Raw genomic sequence first — 18,964 nt, 5'->3', positions numbered from 1 at the left:
GTGGAAAGAACCTCTAGTAAGTGAAATACTAGAGGTTCTCCTATGAATTATAATATTTCGAATAATATACATTTTTATACATTGTTTTAATTATTTAATTTATATAGAATGAAAAAGATATGTATCAATTCTTTAGATGTATAAAAAGATAGAGAGTCTCATTGATACATTTAAATCGTATTATTTTTATAGAAAGATTAAATGTTAATTAATTACATTTAAAACGGTATGGAGGGGTAGAAGTATGTTTCAAGGGAAATTAAGGAGTAGTAGTTTAAAAACAAAGTTACTTGTATCATTTATTATTATTTTAATTCTTCCAAGTATTGTAATTGGTTGGACGTCTTATCAACAGGCGAAGACGAATTTTAATGAAACAATTTTAAACTCGGCGAAAGATAATATAAAAATTTTGGATAATGTAATTAATAAGGAATTGGATAGTAAAAAAATAGATGCAACTTATTTTACGAAATTATTTACACAATCAAGTTACCAAGCAGATCAAATTCAAAACATACAAAATAAACTAGAAGAATACAATAAACTGCATCCAGAAATGGAAGCAATCTATACAGGATCTAGTAATGGACAGTTCATTCAATCACCAGCTATTCAGATGCCAGATGGATATAATCCTACAGAAAGAGATTGGTATAAAGAGGCAGTGAAGAAAAGCGGAGAAGTAATTGTAACTGCTCCATATAAGTCAAAAACGACAGGAAATATTGTTATTACACTAGCAAAACAAAACGAGGATAAAAGTGGAGTTCTTGGGATTGACTTAATCATTAATGATATCGTTACTACTTCTAAGATGGTTAATATTGGTAAGGAAGGATATGTAGCGATATTTGATCAAGATAAAAATGTAGTAGCGCACCCGAAAATGAAGCCAGGAGAGAAATTAGAAGAGAAACTTAGTAAAGAATTGTATAAACAGGAAGCTGGGGATTTTCATTATTCATTAGATGGTGAAGATCGCAATATCACTTTTAAAACGAATAAGAAAACTGGATGGAAAATAGCAGGAATTATGCCTTCCAAAGAAATTATCGAAGCGGCTGAACCTATTTTCTATAAAACAATAACTGTTCTTGGAATTTCACTAATAATCGGTGGGATTGTAATTTACTTCATAATTGCGTCTATTATTAAACCGTTAAAACAACTTGTCATATCATCGAAGAAGATTAGTGAAGGTGATTTAACAGAATCAATTACAGTTCATTCTAAAGATGAAATTGGACAGCTAGGAGAAAGTTTTAACGAGATGGCTGCATCGTTACAAAGTGTCATTTCCAATATAAACACTTCAGCAAGTCATGTAGCGGCATCTTCAGAAGAATTAACAGCTAGTATGAAGCAGACAAGCGAAGCAACGGAACAAATTACACAGGCTATAGAGCAAGTATCAAGTGGTGCAGAAATACAAACGAAAGAAGTTGAAGAAGGAGCAACATTGTTAGAAGAAGTTACAGAAGGAATTCAGCGTGTTGCAGATAGTTCTTCATTAGTATCTACAGCCTCTATGTATACGAAGAAAAAAGCTGAAAATGGTGGGAAGTTAGTTGAACAAACTGTGAATCAAATGCAATTAATTCATGAGTCTGTTTCACAGTCAGACAAAATCATTGGTTTGTTAGACGATAAGTCGAAACAAATTGGAGCAATCCTTGAAGTAATTCAACATATTGCAGAACAGACAAATTTATTAGCGTTAAATGCGGCAATTGAGGCTGCGAGAGCTGGAGAGCAAGGTAGAGGATTTGCAATTGTAGCAGATGAAGTGCGAAAGCTAGCGGAACAATCAGGACAGTCTTCTACGGAAATTGGGAAACTAGTGAAAGAGATTCAATTTGATATAAAAGAAACAGTAAGCTCTATGAATCAAGTTGGAGCAGAAGTACAATCAGGACTTGTAGTTGCAAATGAAACGAAGCAAAGCTTTGTCGAAATATTGAAGTCTACAAATGATACAGTTGTACAAATTGATAGCATGGTAGATGTAGCAAAACAAATGACGGTAGATGCAAAACAAGTAAGTGCATCTATTAATGAAATTGCAGCTACGATTGAAGAAAATGCCGCAAGTGTTCAAAATATTGCTGGTTCCTCTGAGGAACAATTAGCTTCAGTAGATGAAATAAATGCAGCAGCAGTCCATTTATCACAAATGGCAGAAGAATTACAAGAGATGATTGGTAAGTTTAAAATATAATAATAAACTGTTAAGAAACGAAGTAGTACTTATGCTTCGTTTCTTTTTTTATGAAGATAAAAAAGAAAGAAATATATAGTAACCGTGTTATGATAATAAAAAACTGTATTTTCTTTAAATTCTATCTTTAATCATGTTAGGGGAATGGTTTTGAAATTTAAAAAATTAAAACTCCAACCGAGAATTACATTAACTATTAGTACACTTATTTTAGTTGTACTTATGCTAACGAGTTATTTATTTTATTACATATTATCTGAAACGGTAGAAGAGCAAATTGGTAAACGGGCTTTGCATGTTGCGAAAACAGTTGCCGCGATACCAGAAATTCAGGAAGCTTTTCAAAAAGAAAATCCAGCTTCTATTATTCAGCCAATCGCAGAAAAAATTCGAATTGATACAGAGGCTGACTTTATTGTAGTTGGAAACAAAGCGGGGATTCGTTATGCACATCCTGAGCGAGATAAAATAGGAGAAAAAATGGTTGGCGGAGATAATAAAGGCGTTTTATTAGAAGGGAAATCTTATGTTTCTAAAGCTAATGGATCATTAGGCCCTTCGTTGCGTGGGAAAGTCCCAGTCCGTAACCAGGAAAATGAAATTATTGGTGTGGTGTCTGTTGGGTTTTCAATGGCTGATATTCATGGAGCAGTAGAAGTGTATGGAAAGCGGGTATTCTGGATTACAATAATAGGTCTTTTAATTGGGATAATTGGCTCTATATATTTAGCGGCAAGTATAAAAAGAATGATGTTCGGGATGGAACCAGAAGAAATTTCATCTTTATATGAAGAGCATAGTACAGTGATTCAATCTGTACGTGAAGGGATTATTGTAATCGATAAAAATGGCATGATTAGTTTAGTCAATCAAGCAGCTTATGATATTCTTTCGCTAGATAAGCAACAAAATATTATTGGGGAATTTATTTTAAATGTAATTCCTAATTCAACGATACTAGATGTACTTCAAACTGGTGAAGAACAGTTTGATCGTCAATTAAATATAAAAGGACAGGCTGTTATTGCGAACCGTCTACCTATTAAAGTAAAGAATAAAGTAACTGGCGTTGTATCGAGCTTACGTTTGAAATCTGAAATGGATCAGTTAACAGCAGAATTATCTCAGACGAAGCAATATACAGAGGCATTACGAGCGCAAACGCACGAATATAACAATTTATTGTATACGCTTTCAGGTCTTATCCAATTAGAATCATACGAAGATGCTTTAGAGCTTATTCATAAGGAAACAGCGGTATATCAAGATTTTGTTCAATTTATTATGAAGCGGATTCAAAATCCATGGCTAGGTGGAATTTTAATTGGATTTTATAATAGAGCACGAGAGTTGAAGATTGATTTTATGCTAGATAGAGAAAGTGGTTTAGACAAATTAAGTCCACATATTGAGAGTAATTATGTCGTTTCTATTTTAGGAAATTTAATTACGAATGCATTTGAAGCAATTGAAAAAAATGAAGAGAATGATAAGAAAGTAAGGATGTTTGTAACTGATATTGGAGAAGAAATATTAATTGAAGTGGAAGATTCAGGGCAAGGGATTCATGATGAAATAATTACTAGCATATTCTATAAAGGCTTTTCGACGAAAGAAGGAGGAGAGCGAGGGTATGGATTAGCAAAAGTGAAAGAGTTAGTAGAAGATTTAAATGGAAGTATTGCAATTGAAAAAGGGGATTTAGGTGGTGCGTTATTTATTATTGCACTACCGAAAGAGAGAGGCGAATAGTAATGGGTGAGGAGATTGAAGTATTAATTGTAGAAGATGATATTCGGATTGCTGACATTCATCGTCGTTTTACTGAAAAAATTGAGGGATTTAAAGTAATTGGAACGGCAACGACTGGAGAACAAGCGAAAGAATGGCTAGAGCTTGTGAAGCCACAGCTCGTGTTATTAGATGTGTACTTACCTGATATGCAAGGAACGGAACTTGTCACATATATTAGGAATCATTTGCACGATACAGATATTATTATGATTACAGCGGCATCAGAAACAGATGTAGTGAGGCACGCCCTACGGGGCGGAGTAACAGATTATATCGTAAAGCCACTAATGTTTGATCGATTTAAAGCAAGTCTAGAAGGCTATCAAAAAAAGATTATACAGTTAAAGAAGAACAATCAATTATCTACGGAACAAATTGAATATTTATGGTCTCAAAGAGGCGTGAAGGGAGATCAAATAGAATATGCCCCGAAAGGGATAGATCCTTATACTTTAGCGAAAGTAAAAAAGCATATGTTAACAGTTAATGAAGAAGGGATTACAGCAGAAATGTTAAGCTCAATGATTGGAGTAAGCCGATCAACGGCAAGGCGCTATTTAGAGTATTTGATATCTGGGAAGAAAGTCCACGCAGAGCTAATATATGGAAGTGTTGGGAGACCGGAGAGACGGTATTTTTTTGCTTCTTCATAATAAAAAACAGTAGAGGATTTTATTTCTTCTACTGTTTTTTTGCATCTTATATTGGAATAATCCCAATTACAATTCCGGTAATTAACATAACCATTGTCGTTCCAACGGCCCACAATAAAGTGAAGCGTTGATGTTCACCGAAATCAACTTTGGCCATTCCGACCAATAAATAAGTGGAAGCGACAAGAGGACTTAATAAGTGAACGGGTTGCCCAAGTAAGGAAGCGCGTCCCATTTCAGCTGCACTAATTCCGTAAGTAGCAGCAGCTTTCGTCAAAATAGGTAATACCCCGAAGTAAAATGCATCATTAGACATGAAAAATGTGAATGGCATACTGAGAAGTGCTGTAATAATTGGTAGTTGTGGTCCAAGTGCATCTGGTATAAGAGTTACTACACTGTTAGCCATTACATCTACCATTTTTGTTCCAGATAAAATACCAGTGAAAATACCGGCAGCAAATACGAGAGAAACAACTGCTAATACATTCCCTGCATGAGAAGCAATACGTTCTTTCTGTTGCTCTAAGTTTGGATAGTTAATCATAACAGCAATAGCAAAAGCGACTGTAAATAAAACAGGTAACGGCATAACTTCTAGTATGAGACAAACAAGTAATGCAGCGGTTAATAAAAAGTTAATCCATAGAAGTTTAGGGCGTTTATGCGCTGCAGCTTCAACAGTTGCAGCTTGCTCATCCATTGTTTGCATTTGTTTTAAATACTGTACATCCATAATTCCTAAACGTTTTCTTTCTTTTTTTCCAAGATAGTAGGCAACGAAAACAACCCAAATTGCACCAGCAATCATTCCTGGAATAAGAGGTGTAAATAATTCGGAAGCCTCAAGTCCAAGTGCGCTCATAACACGAGCTGTGGGTCCACCCCAAGGTGTAAGATTTGTTACCCCCGCCCCTAACATAACAACTCCAGCTAATATGAGGGGGTTCATTCCAAGGCGCTTATATAGTGGATACATTGCGGAAACTGTAATCATGTATGTTGTTGTACCATCACCATCTAGAGAAACGATAATAGTCAATATAGCCGTTCCGACAACGATTTTTAAAGGATCTCCTTTTACAAATTTTAAAATCTTACTAATGACAGGATCAAATAAACCGCTATCAATCATAATCCCAAAATATAAAATAGCGAACATAAGCATAATACCAGTAGGTGCTAATTTTTGAATCCCCTCTAACATCATAGGCCCCATATTGGCATAGAATCCGCCAATTACTGCAAAAACACTCGGAATTAATATTAAGGCTACTAGTGCTGACATACGTTTCGTCATAATTAAAAACATAAAGACAAATACCATCGCAAATCCAAGTAGTGCTAACATGTAATTTCCCCCTCAAAAGAATGATTGCGCTTTCAAAATAGAATAAAAATTCAGAAAAAGGTTTTTTATTTATAATAAAAGCAGCTATTCAAATGGTAAATAATTTGAAAAATAACATCATTAGAAGCATAATTTTTATTTTGTTCATTTTGTTCACGGTAGTTAATTTGAATTTTTAAAAAGTAAGCCACTCCTCGTAAGAATGGTAGAATAAGATGAAAATAGTGAAGTGTGAAATAGGGAGTAGATGTTATATGAAAACGAGAATAGAAGAGATTTATAGCTCTTATGAAGGAAAAGTAGAGGAGATTTTTATTAATGAATCTTCTTACGTATATGAATGGGAAAAATTACTGATGATCCGAAAAAATGACGGTGAGCTAAAAAAAATTGCAGTCGGGATTAGTGGAAATATAAGATTGGTAAATGTAGAAGTTGGACAGGAAATTAGTGCGGATACATTATTAGTTAAATTAGAAGATGATTTATTAATTACAGGTTGTGAGTGATGAGAGATGTGTAGAAATAACTACACATCTTTTTTTGTTTCCTATATTACAAAAAGCACATTGTTTTTTCACAAATCTCACACAACCTTTTGGTATTCTTTTCGTGGAGTATACGGTTTCTAGGGAGGAATATTGATGAAAGTAAAATATGTCGTACTTGCTATATGTTTATGTTTCGTATTTACAGTAGTCGGGTGTGGGAAAAAGGAAACAGCAGCTGTTGCCATTGATGAGAAACATGATAAATGTGATATTTGCCAAATTGGGGTAACAGATAATCAATTTGCAACAGAAATTATTTTAGAAAATGGAAAAGCGTTAAAGTTTGATGATATCGGTTGTATGTATAAATGGATGGAGATCAACTCAGATGAAAAGACGAAAGAGAAATTTGTCCGAGATTATGATTCGAAAGATTGGATTTTGTTAGAAGACGCTACTTACGTATATGATAAAACAATAACGACACCGATGGCTTATAATGTCATTTCATTTAAAAATAAAAAAGATGCAGAGAGCTTTGTATCTAACTATAAGGGGAAAGTTCTTTCGTATAAAGAGCTAGCAGAGCATAAATGGGAAATGAATAAAGAGATGATGGGGAAACCGAAAGCAGGAAATCATGGTGGACATCATTAATAGAAAAAGACAACTATGTAGTTGTCTTTTTCTATTATTACTCAGGTGCAAATATAGAAAAGGTGTAAAATTTTTAGCAGAACGGTTACAATGGAATATAGTAACCTAAAGCAATCATTTATGTACTTTTTAGAAATGTATACAAATGCGGTAAAAACGTGCTAAACTAATTGCTTCATAATGTTAATGATGGGGCCATCAGGCGTATCATTTCAATAGGTTGAGAAACATAGTATAAGCTTAAGATAATCCGATTAAAGAAGGAATCTAAAGGGCTTATGGATAAATGTACTCAAGAAGAGTTATTGTATGTGATGGAGGAATGGTTAAGAAAACATTATCTTTCATAGGAGCTGTAGTTGTGAGAAAACAAAAAATTTTATTATGTATTTTATTAGGACTTTTAATGACGGTAGTGGCTTGCGATAAGCAAGAAGAACCAGAATCGAAACCGGTTCATGTGAAAAATGAAAAGAAAAAAGAGAAGCATAAAGAACAGGAAGAATCTAAAGAAGAGAAAAGTATAAATTTAATGGACAAACAGTTGTTACTTTCAGCTACTCTTGGAGACACAGAGACAGCTATGAAGTTGATTCAGGATGGAGCGAATATAAACGTAGAAGGTGACAACGGAGAAACGCCTGTCCTTGCAGCGACGTACCAAAATCATGTAGAGACAGTTAAAGCATTAATTGGTGCAGGTGCTAATATTGAAATTAAAGATGAGAAAAAAAGTAATCCACTTCTTTATGCAAGTAGAGAAGGATATACGGATATTGTAAAAGTATTAATTAATGCAGGAGTTAATACGAAAGAAACGACTAGGTCAGGTGGGACAGCACTTATTTCTGCATCTGAACGTGGCCATGTAGAGGTTGTTAAAGAATTATTAGAGCATACAGATATTGATGTGAATTATAAAAATGAACGTGGTGGAACAGCGCTATTAGAAGCAATTGTATTAGGAAATGGTAGTGAAAACCATAAGAAAGTAATTCAATTGCTTATTGATCACGGTGCAGATGTAAACATGGCTAACAAGGAACATCTGACGCCACTGCAATACGCTGAAAAAAGAGGTTTTAAAGATATTGTAAATATGTTGAGGGTAGCTGGAGCGAATGAAGTAGTACAGCCACAACAACCAGTAGAGTAAAAAACGAAAAATAATCCCATTTAGATAGACAGAATGAAGAAATCAGTTAGTATGATGGATTCAGTAATGTGTATTTGAATGGGATTTTTATTTTGAACATGAAAAATAGATTATGAATGGATGGTATATGGAGTAAATAAGGAGGCAACCTTATTTGGCAATTGTAAAAAATGAAAAAGTAGTTTCTGTTTGTTGCAGTGCCAGAAGTACGCCCGTAGCTGCTGAGGCAAGTGTGGAAACTTTAGCGGAGTTTCAAGGGAACGGATATGGTACTGATGTTGTTACAGCCTGGGCCATATCAATACAAGAGAAAAGGCGCATTCCACTTTATAGTACCGCTTGGGATAACTTTAGTTTGCAAGCAGTGGCAAGCAAACTAAAAATCATTAACTATGGAATGAATTTACATATTGATTGAATTTTAAGTATTGTTTCGTTCTATTTATTTATATTTTAATATCTAGATTAATGTAAAAAATGATGTGGTGAATATTAACATTCGATTAACACCTAATTAACAATCTATCAAAACTGACTTAATAAATGCGTAATATAGTAAAGGTAACAAAATAACTAGGGTAGAGAATATTTGAGAACACCCACTTACATATAATGTGCCACTTTCTTAGGTGTGCTCTATTCCCTAGAGTTCAAATAAGGAGAAAGGCGTTCTATGTAAGTAGGTGTTTTTAGTTTGGATAAAAATAGAACAGTTAGGTGGAATGAATGTTTAAAGAACCTTATATTGCGATGATAAAGGATTGGAAAGGATACAAAGCATACAAAAAATTGCCGAAAACAGTTTTTCTTATGACTGGTTCAATGCTGGAATTACCAGAGCGTGTATATGAATTGCAGAAACATGGACATGATGTATTTCTTCATTGTGATTTTATACAAGGTTTAAATACGAATACAGAGGAAGCGCTTTTGTATATTCAAGATGTTATCGGAGCACAAGGTATTATTTCAACAAAGGGTTCGACAATTCGAAATGCTAATAAAATTGGATTGAAAACAATTCAACGTATTTTTATTGTAGATACTTTATCTCTTACTAAATCAATTGAAAATTGTAAAACGACTAAACCAAATGCAGTAGAGATTATGCCGGGGATTATGCCTTCTATAATTAAACAGCTAGTAGAGGAAATAGAGTTTCCTATTATTGCAGGCGGGTTGATTCAAACGCGAGAAGATGCGGAAATTGCAATTCGTGCAGGAGCAAGTGCGATTTCAACAAGTCATTATGAAGTATGGATACATGAAGAAAAAAGGAGTGCAACTTTGTGATTGAATTGAAAAATGTTTCAAAGGTATATAAAAATGCAGAAGAGACAGCGGTTAAAGGCGTATCGGTTCATATTAAGAAGGGCGAATTTTTTGTTTTAGTTGGGCCTTCGGGATGCGGGAAAAGCACATTATTACGAATGATCGCTGGCTTAGAAGAGATTTCTTTGGGAGATTTAATTATTAATGAACGTGTTGCAAATGATCTAGAGCCGAAAGACCGTAATCTATCAATGGTATTTCAAAATTATGCATTATATCCACACTTATCTGTAGAAGAAAATATTTTATTTGGACTTAAGGTAAGAAAAGTACAAAAAGAAGAGCGACAAAAGCGACTAATGGAAGCTATTGAAATGGTAGGACTGAAAGAGTATGTGAAAATGAAACCAGGTCAATTATCAGGCGGACAAAGACAGCGTGTTGCGCTTGCTAGGGCGATCGTGAGTCAAGCACCAATCTGTTTAATGGATGAACCACTTTCGAATTTAGATGCGAAATTACGTGCGCAAATGAGAATTGAAATTAGAGAAATTCAGCAGCGATTAGGAATTACGATGATTTACGTTACCCACGATCAAATAGAAGCGATGACTATGGGAGATCGTATCATGGTTTTAAATAAAGGAAGTATACAGCAAGTTGGAACACCACTTGACATATATAACGAACCAGCAAACGAATTTGTTGCAAGCTTTATAGGTTCTCCTTCTATGAATATAAATGATGGAGAAGTGGATAAAGAAAAAGGTGTATTACATATAGGGAAATTGCAAATTCCATTATCTATTAGACAGTTAAAGCAATTACCAGAAGGAACAATTCGCATAGGCATGCGCCCTGAGCATATTGCACTGTCTGAGGAGGGACAAGAAGTGACGTTGCAATCTGTAGAAGTATTAGGGAATGAATCTATATTGAACTTTGCGGTAAATGGAACAACTTGGAGTGCGAAAGTTATCGGACAGTTACTCCTGAACAAAGGTGACAAAGTAAAATTATTATTCTCGCAAGAAAAGTTATGCTTCTTTAACGAAAACACGAATGAACGCTTAAAAGTGGTAGCTGAAGAAGAGTTGAAAGTGGTGGCGAAATAATGATCGAAGTAAGTAAGTTACCAGTTCAAACAAAGGTGTCAAAAAAGAAAAAATTATGGGAGAGAACGAAAGATTTAAGAATAGGATTATTGTTTTTGGCGCCATCTATTTTGCTATTTTCGATTTTTCTGTTCTATCCATTGTTTAGGACGATTTATTATAGTTTTTATTTAACCGATATACATGGAGAAGCTAATCTCTTCGTTGGCTTAGAAAATTATCAATATTTATTCTCTGATCCAGCCTTCTACAAAAGTATAAAATCAACTTTATTATTTGTTTTATATACAGTTCCTACGAGTATTATATTTGCTTTGTTTCTTGCATTGATTGCAAATGGAAAGGTAAGAGGTATTGGGTTATTCCGAGTTCTGTTTTCTTCGACGATGGGAATATCAGTAGCTGCTAGTGCAGTGATTTGGCTATTTTTATTTCATCCAAGTGTAGGATTATTTAATAATATATTAGCCTCTATGAACCTTCCTGCAATCGCATGGTTAACGAGTCCGGACTGGGCACTATTCTCTGTATCAGTTACAACAGTTTGGGTGAATACAGGTTTTGCATTTTTAGTTATATTAGGTGGTTTACAAAATATTGATACGTCTTTATATGAGAGTGCATCTATAGATGGTGCTAGTTATTTATATAAGCTTCGCCGTGTTACATTACCGATGCTATCGCCAACTTTATTCTTTATTGTAACAGTAACATTAATTAGTGCGTTCCAAAGCTTTGGACAAATTGATATTTTAACGCACGGTGGACCAAATGATGCAACGAATTTAATTGTGTACTCGATTTACAAAGAGGCGTTTGTGAATCATCAATTTGGAACAGCAAGTGCACAAGCGATGGTATTATTTGTTTTCATTTTCATTGCTACATTACTTCAATTTAAGTTTGCTGAGAGAAAGGTGCATTATAAATGATTGTTAAACAGTGGAAGCAAAATTTCCTATTATACATGCTGCTCATAATTAGTGCAGTAATGGTATTTTTTCCTGTACTGTATGCGTTTTTAATAAGCTTTATGACACCAGACGATATTCAAATGAGAAGGTTATTTCCAACTCAATTTACTTTTGATAATTTCATTAATATTTTTCAAAAAGTACCACTTTTTACATACTTATATAACAGTTTAATTGTATCGACAGTCGTTATGATTGGACAACTTATCGTATCAAGCTTAGCGGCGTATGCTTTTGTTTTTCTTCAATTTAAAGGGAGAAACTTAATTTTCTTCCTGTTTATTTCAACGATGCTTATTCCGTGGGAAGCAACGATGGTACCTAACTTTTTAACGATTCAAAACTTTGGCTGGATCAATAGTTTCGCTGGGATGACAGTGCCGTTTTTTGCAACAGCTTTCGGTATTTTCTTGTTACGCCAACATTTTATGACACTCCCGAATGAACTGAAAGAAGCTGCTTTTATTGAAGGGATTGGAAATATAAGATTTTTATTCAGCGTTGTAATACCGTATTGTAAAACGAGTTTTATTACGCTTGGAGTATATAGCTTTTTAACAACATGGAATATGTATTTATGGCCACTTTTAGTGACCACTGATGAAAAAGTAAGAACAGTGCAAATCGGTGTAAAGCAGCTTCAGTCTCAAGAAGTTGCAACTGATTGGGGAAGCGTAATGGCCGGTGTTACGGTTATCGTTATTCCAACATTGATTTTACTATTTTTAGGACAAAAGCAATTACAACAAGGATTAACAAAAGGTGCAATTAAATAACTAAGAGAAGGTGAGCTTAAAATGAGTTTAGTAAAAAAAGGTGCTGCCCTATTAATGGCAGCAACAATGGCATTATCTAGTGCCGCTTGTTCAAATAGTAAAACAGAGGGAAAACCTGAAGCGCAGGCAAAAGTAGCACCAGTTGAAAAAAATGGTGATAAAACTGTAATTCGCTTCTGGCATGCGATGGGTGGAAAAACACAAGGGGTACTAGATGGTCTTGTTGCAGACTATAATAAGTCACAAAATAAATACGAGATAAAGGCAGAGTTCCAAGGAACATATGAAGAGTCTTTAACAAAATTTAGAACGATGTCTGCAACGAAAGAAGCACCAGCTCTTGTTCAATCGAGTGAAATTACAACGAAATATATGATTGATAGCAAAAAAATCACACCAATTGATAGCTGGATAAAAAAAGATAAGTACGATACGTCAAAATTAGAAAAAGCAATTACAAATTATTATTCAGTTGATGGAAAAATGTATTCTATGCCATTTAATTCATCTACACCAGTATTAATTTATAATAAAGATGCTTTTGCAAAGGCGGGCTTAGATCCAGAGAAAGCTCCGAAAACATATGCGGAATTACAAGAAGCAGCGAAAAAGTTAACGATTAAAGAAGGCGGAAATGTAAAACAATATGGATTCTCCATGCTTAACTACGGTTGGTTCTTTGAAGAATTGTTAGCGACACAAGGTGCTTTATATGTAGATAACGAAAACGGCCGTAAAGATGCTGCAAAGAAGGCGGTATTTAACGGTAAAGAAGGACAGAAAGTATTTGGAATGTTAGATGATTTAAATAAAGCTGGCGCACTTGGAAAGTATGGAGCAAGTTGGGATGATATTCGTGCCGCGTTCCAGTCTGGACAAGTTGCTATGTATTTAGATTCTTCAGCAGGTGTTCGTGATTTAATTGATGCATCTAAGTTTAATGTAGGTGTTTCATATATTCCGTATCCAGAGGATTCGAAACAAAATGGTGTTGTTATTGGTGGAGCATCATTATGGATGACGAATATGGTTTCAGAAGAAACGCAACAAGGTGCTTGGGACTTTATGAAATATTTAACGAAGCCAGACGTACAAGCAAAATGGCATACTGCAACAGGTTATTTCTCAATTAATCCAGATGCATATAATGAGCCATTAGTAAAAGAGCAATATGAAAAATATCCGCAGTTGAAAGTAACAGTAGATCAACTGCAAGCGACGAAGCAAACTCCGGCAACACAAGGTGCTTTAATTAGTGTATTCCCAGAATCAAGAGATGCAGTTGTAAAAGCATTAGAAGCAATGTATGACGGGAAGAATAGTAAAGAAGCGTTAGATGAAGCTGCCAAAGCAACAGATAGAGCAATTAGCATTTCAGCTCGTACGAGTCAAAAATAAGAGAAAGCCGTATCCTTAAAAGGGATACGGCTTTCTCTATAGGGAGATAAGGGATCAAAGAAATGATGAAGTCTTATCTCTTTTATATGAGTAAAGGGTCTAGAGTGAATGTTGTCCTTTTCATTATTTATTTAACTCCATTGCGACTTGTTTACCATTTACGAAAACCTCTACTACCGCTACTACAACTTCCATTACTTTTTTCATCTCTCATCTCTCCTTATTTTTTGTTTCATTTCTTACTCTCAGTATAAGGAAATACAGTAATTACAACTATCGAATTGGATGACAAGAGACTTACATTGTTGTAAGGATAATAGTTTAGTTTGTAATAAAGTGAAACTGTAATCAGTGGGGGGCTTACTGCCCGTTAATGCGGGATTTCAATTCTGAACTTTCTGTCGTTTTGAACTATAATTAGAAAGAGGGGGGATAATATGAAAAGAATTCTTGTTATTAGTGATATTCATGGAGAGATAGAAAAGTTCGAACAGTTATTGGAAGAAGCTCAATATGATGCGAAACAGGATCAATTAATCTTACTGGGAGATTATGTAGATCGTGGTCCAAATGCGCGTGCTGTAATTGAAAAGGTAAGAGAATTGAAAGAAGAGGGAGCACTCATTTTAAAAGGAAATCATGAAGATATGATGATTAAGGCGTTAACGACAAATGAGGAACGTTCATGGAACCATTGGGTAAAAAGAAATGGTGGAGATAAGACATTATATAGCTATGGATTTGTAGAAGAGGATATTGCGGTTAATGAGAAAGACTTCCAAAAACCGATGTTACAATCTCGTGTATTAGAGGAACATATAAAGTTTATTCAAGAATTAGATCATTACATTGAAACAGAAGAGTATATATTTGTACATGCTGGGGTTGAACCGATGAAACGAGTTTCTGAATCTGAACCATATACGTTAATGTGGATCCGTAATGAATTTCATAATGGATATAGTGGTGAAAAGGTTGTTGTATTTGGGCATACGGAAACAAAAACGCTTCATGGTAGTGAGGATTGCGGAGTGTATTTTGGGAGTAATCGTATTATTGGAATTGATGGCGGGGCTGTGTATGGTGGTCAGCTAAATTGTTTGGAGTTGCCGAGTAAAAAGGTATATGTAATAAAAAATTGAAAGAGATAAGAGGAATCTTATTTCTTTCAATTTTTTATTAAGCTAAATTTAAGACAAAGTTTTTATAATAAAACTTCAAAATTTTAGAAGGAAATAGTTAAAAATGAAAATACGTAATGTAACTACATTCTTTTGTTATGAAGAGAAGAAATGTAATAATAAATAGAATTGAACTATTTGATGGAAGGTGAGAGCATGCGATTACTTGTAGTAGAAGATAATGCCTCGTTATTAGAGTCTATCGTACAAATTTTGCGTGATGAATTTGAAGTAGATACGGCAATAAATGGAGAAGATGGATTGTTTTTAGCGCTTCAAAATATATATGATGCAATTTTGCTGGATGTGATGATGCCAGGGATGGACGGATTTGAAGTAATTCAAAAAATACGTGATGAAAAGATTGAAACACCAGTCCTGTTTTTGACAGCGAGAGATTCTTTAGAAGATCGGGTGAAGGGATTGGATTTTGGTGGAGATGACTATATAGTTAAGCCATTCCAGGCCCCTGAATTAAAAGCGAGAATTCGCGCTTTACTACGCAGAAGTGGTAGTTTAACAACCCAGCAAACGATTCGTTATAAAGGGATTGAATTGTTCGGAAAAGATAAAGACGTTCAAGTAGATGGACAAAGTATTAAGTTGACATTGAAACAATATGAGCTACTAGAGTATCTCATTCAAAATAGCGGGAAGATTTTAATGCGTGAACAAATTTTTGATCGTGTTTGGGGATTTGATTCAGATACGACAGTAGCCATTGTGGAAGTGTATGTGCATCATTTGCGTAAAAAATTAGAACCATTCGGTTATCAGAAAGATATTCAAACCGTTCGAGGTATTGGATATATATTAAAAGAACAATGAAAAAGGGAAGTATGTTTCAAAAGACACGCATTCGTTTGACTATAGTGAATTCATTAGTATTTATCCTATTAATAGGTATATTAGGTAGTATTATTTATTCATACACATATAAGCGTATTTATAATGAAGTGGATCAATCTATAAAAATGATGGCTCAGTATAGAGAAAAATTAGATGTTAAAATACCACCAAGAAAACGTATGGAGAATATCCAAATTGGAGATCCGCGAGTAACTAGAATAACTTGGAATGGGAAAATAGTGAAAATAGAGGGCGATAACCGTAAATTCCGTTCTATTTTTGAAGAGAATTTGGAAAAGTTTTCTCCGGAAAAAATAGGGGAGTTACAAGATATCAAAGTACAAGGACGATATTTTAGAGCATTTTCGCTTCAAAAAGATGGAGAAATAGTTCAAATCGTGCGAGATATAACAGCGGAAGAAGGAATGTTAAATACTTTATTTTTAATTCTTATTATAGGTTGTAGCATAGGAAGTTTATGTGCAATAGGAATCGGCTTTTTCTTAGCTGGTAGGGCACTCGTACCTATTCAAAATTCATGGGAGAAACAGCAGCAATTCGTTTCTGATGCATCACATGAACTCAGGACACCACTTGCAGTTATTCAATCAAAAACGGATGTTTTATTCCAGTCACCATCCGCTACGATAGAAGAAAAAGCGATGGATATTTCTACAATTTCAAAAGAATGTAGGCGGTTATCGAAACTCGTTAGTAATTTATTATTGTTAGCACGTTCTGATTCTAATCAAATTGAGATGGATAAGAAAACATTTGAACTTGATAAATTGTTAGAAGAAATAGTAGCTCCATATAAGGAGATTGCTTCTTATCAAGAAAAAGAAATGATGCTAAAAGTAGAACGTGGTGTATCTTTTATGGGGGATAGAGAGCGGATTCATCAAATGATGGTCATACTGTTAGATAATGCGATGAAGTATACAAACGAAGGTGGGCATATTCAAATCGATTGCACGCAAACGAGTAGTTCAATTCGTATACATGTGAAAGATGACGGGATAGGAGTGAAAGAAGAAGATATTCCGAAATTATTTGATCGTTTTTATCAAGGGGATAAAGCAAGAAGTACGTCAGAAGGAGCTGGATTAGGTCTTTCAATCGCAAATTGGATTGTAGAAAAGCATTATGGAAAAATATCAGTAGAGAGCAAATGGGGAGATGGAACTTGCTTTGAAGTGATTTTCCCTAAAAATCAAAAAATATAAGTAAGAAGACGATCTTGTTTTTACAAGGTCGTCTTTTTTAAGGGAAAGTTAAGAAACTATTTATAACATGTATGATATACAGAAAGTTCGCCGTATGAAGAAGCGATTATAAAAAGGTATTTGAGCAGATTATATCGATCATAACGTTATTTCGATTATGTATAGGGAATGATGTAAAAGAAAGTGGAAGAGGGAGGAATTAATTTTGAAAAAGAAAATGATGACGGTATTCACTATTGGAGTAATGAGTTTAAGTATATTAGGGGGTGCCTCTCCTTCTGAAACACAAAAAGGAAAGACAGATTACACACAGCGCAGTAAAGAACAATTGAACAATGGTAAGATACATGCAGTGCATACAGAAGAAAAAGCAGAGAAACTAGGTATTGAAACGGAAGGAAAAGAACAAATTACACTAGAAAAAGAAATTCATGAAACAGAAGTAGGAAGGGAAGCAGAGCAGTTAGGCATATCGATTGAAGGAAAAGATGTTGGGACGCTGTCAGAAGAAATCTATGAAACAAAAGTAAAGCAAGAAGCATTAAAGCTAGGTATATCTATAGAGAATACATCAATTGTAGATTTAATTACTCAAATTAATGCGATTAAAATTAAAGATGAAGCAGATAAATTAGGTATTTCGACAGATGGAAAAGAAATCGAAGACATCGCGGAAGAAATCTACGGAAAGAAAGTAAGAGAAGAAGCAGGAAAGTTAGACATTTCTCAAAAAGGAAAAGAAATTGAAGAGTTAGCACAAGAAGTGTACGAACAAAAAGTACAGGAAGAAGCAAAAAAATATCATATTGATTTGTATGGTAAAGATATATATCAAATATTAAGAGAAATTAATGAACAAATGGTGCTACAAATGGCAGATGAGCTTAATATGGATAAAATGAATATGAATATTCAAGAGTTAGCGGAAAAGATAAAAAAAGATCAGCCTGAAAAAGGAAAAGAACTAAATTTTGTACCGATGATACGAACGGATGCTGACGCATTTTATTCTTATTTAACGAATTAATAAGGGCGTGAAAGCGATAAGAAAATTGAAGTGGTATATATGTACAGCTTTACTAGGTACAGCAATATGGAGTGTATATACAAATGGAATTCCAAAGTATGTAGAGAAGTTAACATTCTCAAATATACAAAGAGGAAAAGAAACGGAGTTTAGTAATAACGATGAAAAAGTCATCTTATCAAATGTTCCATTAATTCAGCAGTTACCAGAATTGGATAGAGGCTGTGAAGTGACAAGCTTAGCGATGATGTTACAATACGCTGGTGTTTCAGTGGATAAGATGACATTAGCAAATGAAATAAAAAAAGTTGATTTTATAGACGATGGTGTGCGCGGGAATCCAAATGAAGGATTTGTAGGTAATATTTATACATTCTCTGAATCAGGATACGGTGTATATCATGGGCCACTTTTTCAGTTAGCGGAAAAATATTTACCTAATAAAGCTGTAGACTTAACAGGGAAGAATATAGAAGAAATTTATAAGAGTGTAAAAGCAGGGAAACCTGTAGTCATGATCACGAATGCAACATTTGCACCATTAGATGAAGATGAATTTACTACATGGGAAACAAATAGTGGAGATGTTTCTATTACGTATAATGAACATTGTGTTGTACTTATTGGGTATGATCAGGAATCTGTATATATTCGAGATCCACTTGAGGATAGCTTAGATGTAAAAGTACCGAGAGAAACCTTTGAACAGGCATGGGTACAAATGGGAAGTCAGGCAATTAGTTATGTAAAGAGCGCTAAATAAATTAGGAAGAAGATTTTTAGTAATATGACTATAAGGTGAAGGATAAAACATTTGAGGATT

At 34.3% G+C, this 18,964-nt stretch carries 17 protein-coding genes and 2 pseudogenes; 18 read left to right on the top strand and 1 reads right to left on the bottom strand.

Annotated elements, in window-relative coordinates; translation table 11 throughout:
• Positions 1-244 precede the first annotated feature (244 nt).
• From OXT04_RS29985 to OXT04_RS24880, 4 genes and pseudogenes are all read left to right on the top strand, one after another.
• Positions 245-1,279, top strand: a pseudogene (locus OXT04_RS29985) (HAMP domain-containing protein); the annotation flags it as partial.
• Complete coding sequence (locus OXT04_RS29980; protein ID WP_372584488.1) at positions 1,274-2,221, top strand: methyl-accepting chemotaxis protein; 948 nt, start codon at positions 1,274-1,276, stop codon at positions 2,219-2,221. The pseudogene OXT04_RS29985 and the gene OXT04_RS29980, both read left to right, overlap by 6 nt.
• A gap of 144 nt (positions 2,222-2,365) precedes the next feature.
• Positions 2,366-3,973: an ATP-binding protein gene (locus OXT04_RS24885; protein WP_098854727.1), complete on the top strand. Its 1,608-nt coding sequence runs from the start codon at positions 2,366-2,368 to the stop codon at positions 3,971-3,973.
• A gap of 2 nt (positions 3,974-3,975) precedes the next feature.
• Positions 3,976-4,668, top strand: a complete 693-nt coding sequence (locus tag OXT04_RS24880) for a response regulator (protein WP_098854726.1) — start codon at positions 3,976-3,978, stop codon at positions 4,666-4,668.
• A 46-nt stretch (positions 4,669-4,714) separates the two neighbouring features.
• Here the strand turns inward: OXT04_RS24880 and OXT04_RS24875 are convergent, their stop codons facing one another.
• Entirely contained in the window at positions 4,715-6,019 is a 1,305-nt protein-coding gene (locus OXT04_RS24875; RefSeq protein WP_098854725.1) for a CitMHS family transporter, read from the bottom strand.
• A 254-nt stretch (positions 6,020-6,273) separates the two neighbouring features.
• Between OXT04_RS24875 and OXT04_RS24870 the strand changes: the two genes are divergently transcribed.
• From OXT04_RS24870 to OXT04_RS24805, 14 genes and pseudogenes are all read left to right on the top strand, one after another.
• Positions 6,274-6,528 carry a hypothetical protein gene (locus tag OXT04_RS24870; RefSeq protein WP_000857376.1) on the top strand — a complete coding sequence of 85 codons (255 nt, stop codon included), beginning with the start codon at positions 6,274-6,276 and terminating at the stop codon, positions 6,526-6,528.
• A gap of 135 nt (positions 6,529-6,663) precedes the next feature.
• Positions 6,664-7,167 carry a nitrous oxide reductase accessory protein NosL gene (locus OXT04_RS24865; protein ID WP_000865664.1) on the top strand — a complete coding sequence of 168 codons (504 nt, stop codon included), beginning with the start codon at positions 6,664-6,666 and terminating at the stop codon, positions 7,165-7,167.
• A gap of 286 nt (positions 7,168-7,453) precedes the next feature.
• On the top strand, positions 7,454-8,323 hold the full coding sequence (locus tag OXT04_RS24860; protein WP_000287336.1) for an ankyrin repeat domain-containing protein: 870 nt from the start codon (positions 7,454-7,456) through the stop codon (positions 8,321-8,323).
• 142 nt (positions 8,324-8,465) lie between these two features.
• A pseudogene (locus tag OXT04_RS24855) lies at positions 8,466-8,741 on the top strand (GNAT family N-acetyltransferase); the annotation flags it as partial.
• 308 nt (positions 8,742-9,049) lie between these two features.
• Positions 9,050-9,616, top strand: coding sequence for a glycerol-3-phosphate responsive antiterminator (locus OXT04_RS24850; protein ID WP_000472002.1), 567 nt, complete (start codon positions 9,050-9,052; stop codon positions 9,614-9,616).
• Positions 9,613-10,710 (top strand): ABC transporter ATP-binding protein, encoded by a 1,098-nt coding sequence (locus tag OXT04_RS24845; RefSeq protein WP_098854724.1) that lies wholly within the window; start codon positions 9,613-9,615, stop codon positions 10,708-10,710. The genes OXT04_RS24850 and OXT04_RS24845 overlap by 4 nt, the downstream gene beginning before the upstream one ends.
• On the top strand, positions 10,710-11,642 hold the full coding sequence (locus OXT04_RS24840; protein WP_000573796.1) for a carbohydrate ABC transporter permease: 933 nt from the start codon (positions 10,710-10,712) through the stop codon (positions 11,640-11,642). Before OXT04_RS24845 ends, OXT04_RS24840 begins: the two co-directional genes overlap by 1 nt.
• Positions 11,639-12,460, top strand: a complete 822-nt coding sequence (locus OXT04_RS24835) for a carbohydrate ABC transporter permease (RefSeq protein WP_000635946.1) — start codon at positions 11,639-11,641, stop codon at positions 12,458-12,460. The genes OXT04_RS24840 and OXT04_RS24835 overlap by 4 nt, the downstream gene beginning before the upstream one ends.
• A gap of 21 nt (positions 12,461-12,481) precedes the next feature.
• A complete protein-coding gene (locus tag OXT04_RS24830) occupies positions 12,482-13,858 on the top strand; it encodes an ABC transporter substrate-binding protein (RefSeq protein WP_000060580.1) in 1,377 nt (458 codons plus the stop codon).
• Between the two features lie 437 nt (positions 13,859-14,295).
• Positions 14,296-15,000, top strand: a complete 705-nt coding sequence (locus tag OXT04_RS24825; RefSeq protein WP_000821970.1) for a metallophosphoesterase family protein — start codon at positions 14,296-14,298, stop codon at positions 14,998-15,000.
• Positions 15,001-15,195: 195 nt separating this feature from the next.
• Complete coding sequence (locus tag OXT04_RS24820) at positions 15,196-15,867, top strand: response regulator transcription factor (RefSeq protein ID WP_001238623.1); 672 nt, start codon at positions 15,196-15,198, stop codon at positions 15,865-15,867.
• Positions 15,864-17,114 carry a sensor histidine kinase gene (locus tag OXT04_RS24815; RefSeq protein WP_080017751.1) on the top strand — a complete coding sequence of 417 codons (1,251 nt, stop codon included), beginning with the start codon at positions 15,864-15,866 and terminating at the stop codon, positions 17,112-17,114. Before OXT04_RS24820 ends, OXT04_RS24815 begins: the two co-directional genes overlap by 4 nt.
• A 205-nt stretch (positions 17,115-17,319) precedes the next feature.
• Positions 17,320-18,141, top strand: coding sequence for a transporter (locus OXT04_RS24810; protein ID WP_097920154.1), 822 nt, complete (start codon positions 17,320-17,322; stop codon positions 18,139-18,141).
• Between the two features lie 7 nt (positions 18,142-18,148).
• Positions 18,149-18,904 (top strand): C39 family peptidase, encoded by a 756-nt coding sequence (locus OXT04_RS24805; protein ID WP_086387701.1) that lies wholly within the window; start codon positions 18,149-18,151, stop codon positions 18,902-18,904.
• Positions 18,905-18,964: the final 60 nt, after the last annotated feature.

Source organism: Bacillus sp. GC_Bacil_1 (assembly GCF_026540675.1).
Classification (GTDB): domain Bacteria; phylum Bacillota; class Bacilli; order Bacillales; family Bacillaceae_G; genus Bacillus_A; species Bacillus_A cereus.
Note: the sequence above shows the minus strand (reverse complement) of the source record. Positions and strands in the feature narration are given on the sequence as shown.

Coding starts and splice junctions, on each gene's coding strand:
- OXT04_RS24875 (WP_098854725.1), bottom strand. CDS start 6,019: ATGTTAGCACTACTTGGATTTGCGATGGTATTTGTCTTTATGTTTTTA.
- OXT04_RS24880 (WP_098854726.1), top strand. CDS start 3,976: ATGGGTGAGGAGATTGAAGTATTAATTGTAGAAGATGATATTCGGATT.
- OXT04_RS24870 (WP_000857376.1), top strand. CDS start 6,274: ATGAAAACGAGAATAGAAGAGATTTATAGCTCTTATGAAGGAAAAGTA.
- OXT04_RS24820 (WP_001238623.1), top strand. CDS start 15,196: ATGCGATTACTTGTAGTAGAAGATAATGCCTCGTTATTAGAGTCTATC.
- OXT04_RS24860 (WP_000287336.1), top strand. CDS start 7,454: ATGTACTCAAGAAGAGTTATTGTATGTGATGGAGGAATGGTTAAGAAA.
- OXT04_RS24885 (WP_098854727.1), top strand. CDS start 2,366: ATGGTTTTGAAATTTAAAAAATTAAAACTCCAACCGAGAATTACATTA.
- OXT04_RS24830 (WP_000060580.1), top strand. CDS start 12,482: ATGAGTTTAGTAAAAAAAGGTGCTGCCCTATTAATGGCAGCAACAATG.
- OXT04_RS29980 (WP_372584488.1), top strand. CDS start 1,274: ATGGCTGCATCGTTACAAAGTGTCATTTCCAATATAAACACTTCAGCA.
- OXT04_RS24840 (WP_000573796.1), top strand. CDS start 10,710: ATGATCGAAGTAAGTAAGTTACCAGTTCAAACAAAGGTGTCAAAAAAG.
- OXT04_RS24865 (WP_000865664.1), top strand. CDS start 6,664: ATGAAAGTAAAATATGTCGTACTTGCTATATGTTTATGTTTCGTATTT.
- OXT04_RS24835 (WP_000635946.1), top strand. CDS start 11,639: ATGATTGTTAAACAGTGGAAGCAAAATTTCCTATTATACATGCTGCTC.
- OXT04_RS24850 (WP_000472002.1), top strand. CDS start 9,050: ATGTTTAAAGAACCTTATATTGCGATGATAAAGGATTGGAAAGGATAC.
- OXT04_RS24815 (WP_080017751.1), top strand. CDS start 15,864: ATGAAAAAGGGAAGTATGTTTCAAAAGACACGCATTCGTTTGACTATA.
- OXT04_RS24825 (WP_000821970.1), top strand. CDS start 14,296: ATGAAAAGAATTCTTGTTATTAGTGATATTCATGGAGAGATAGAAAAG.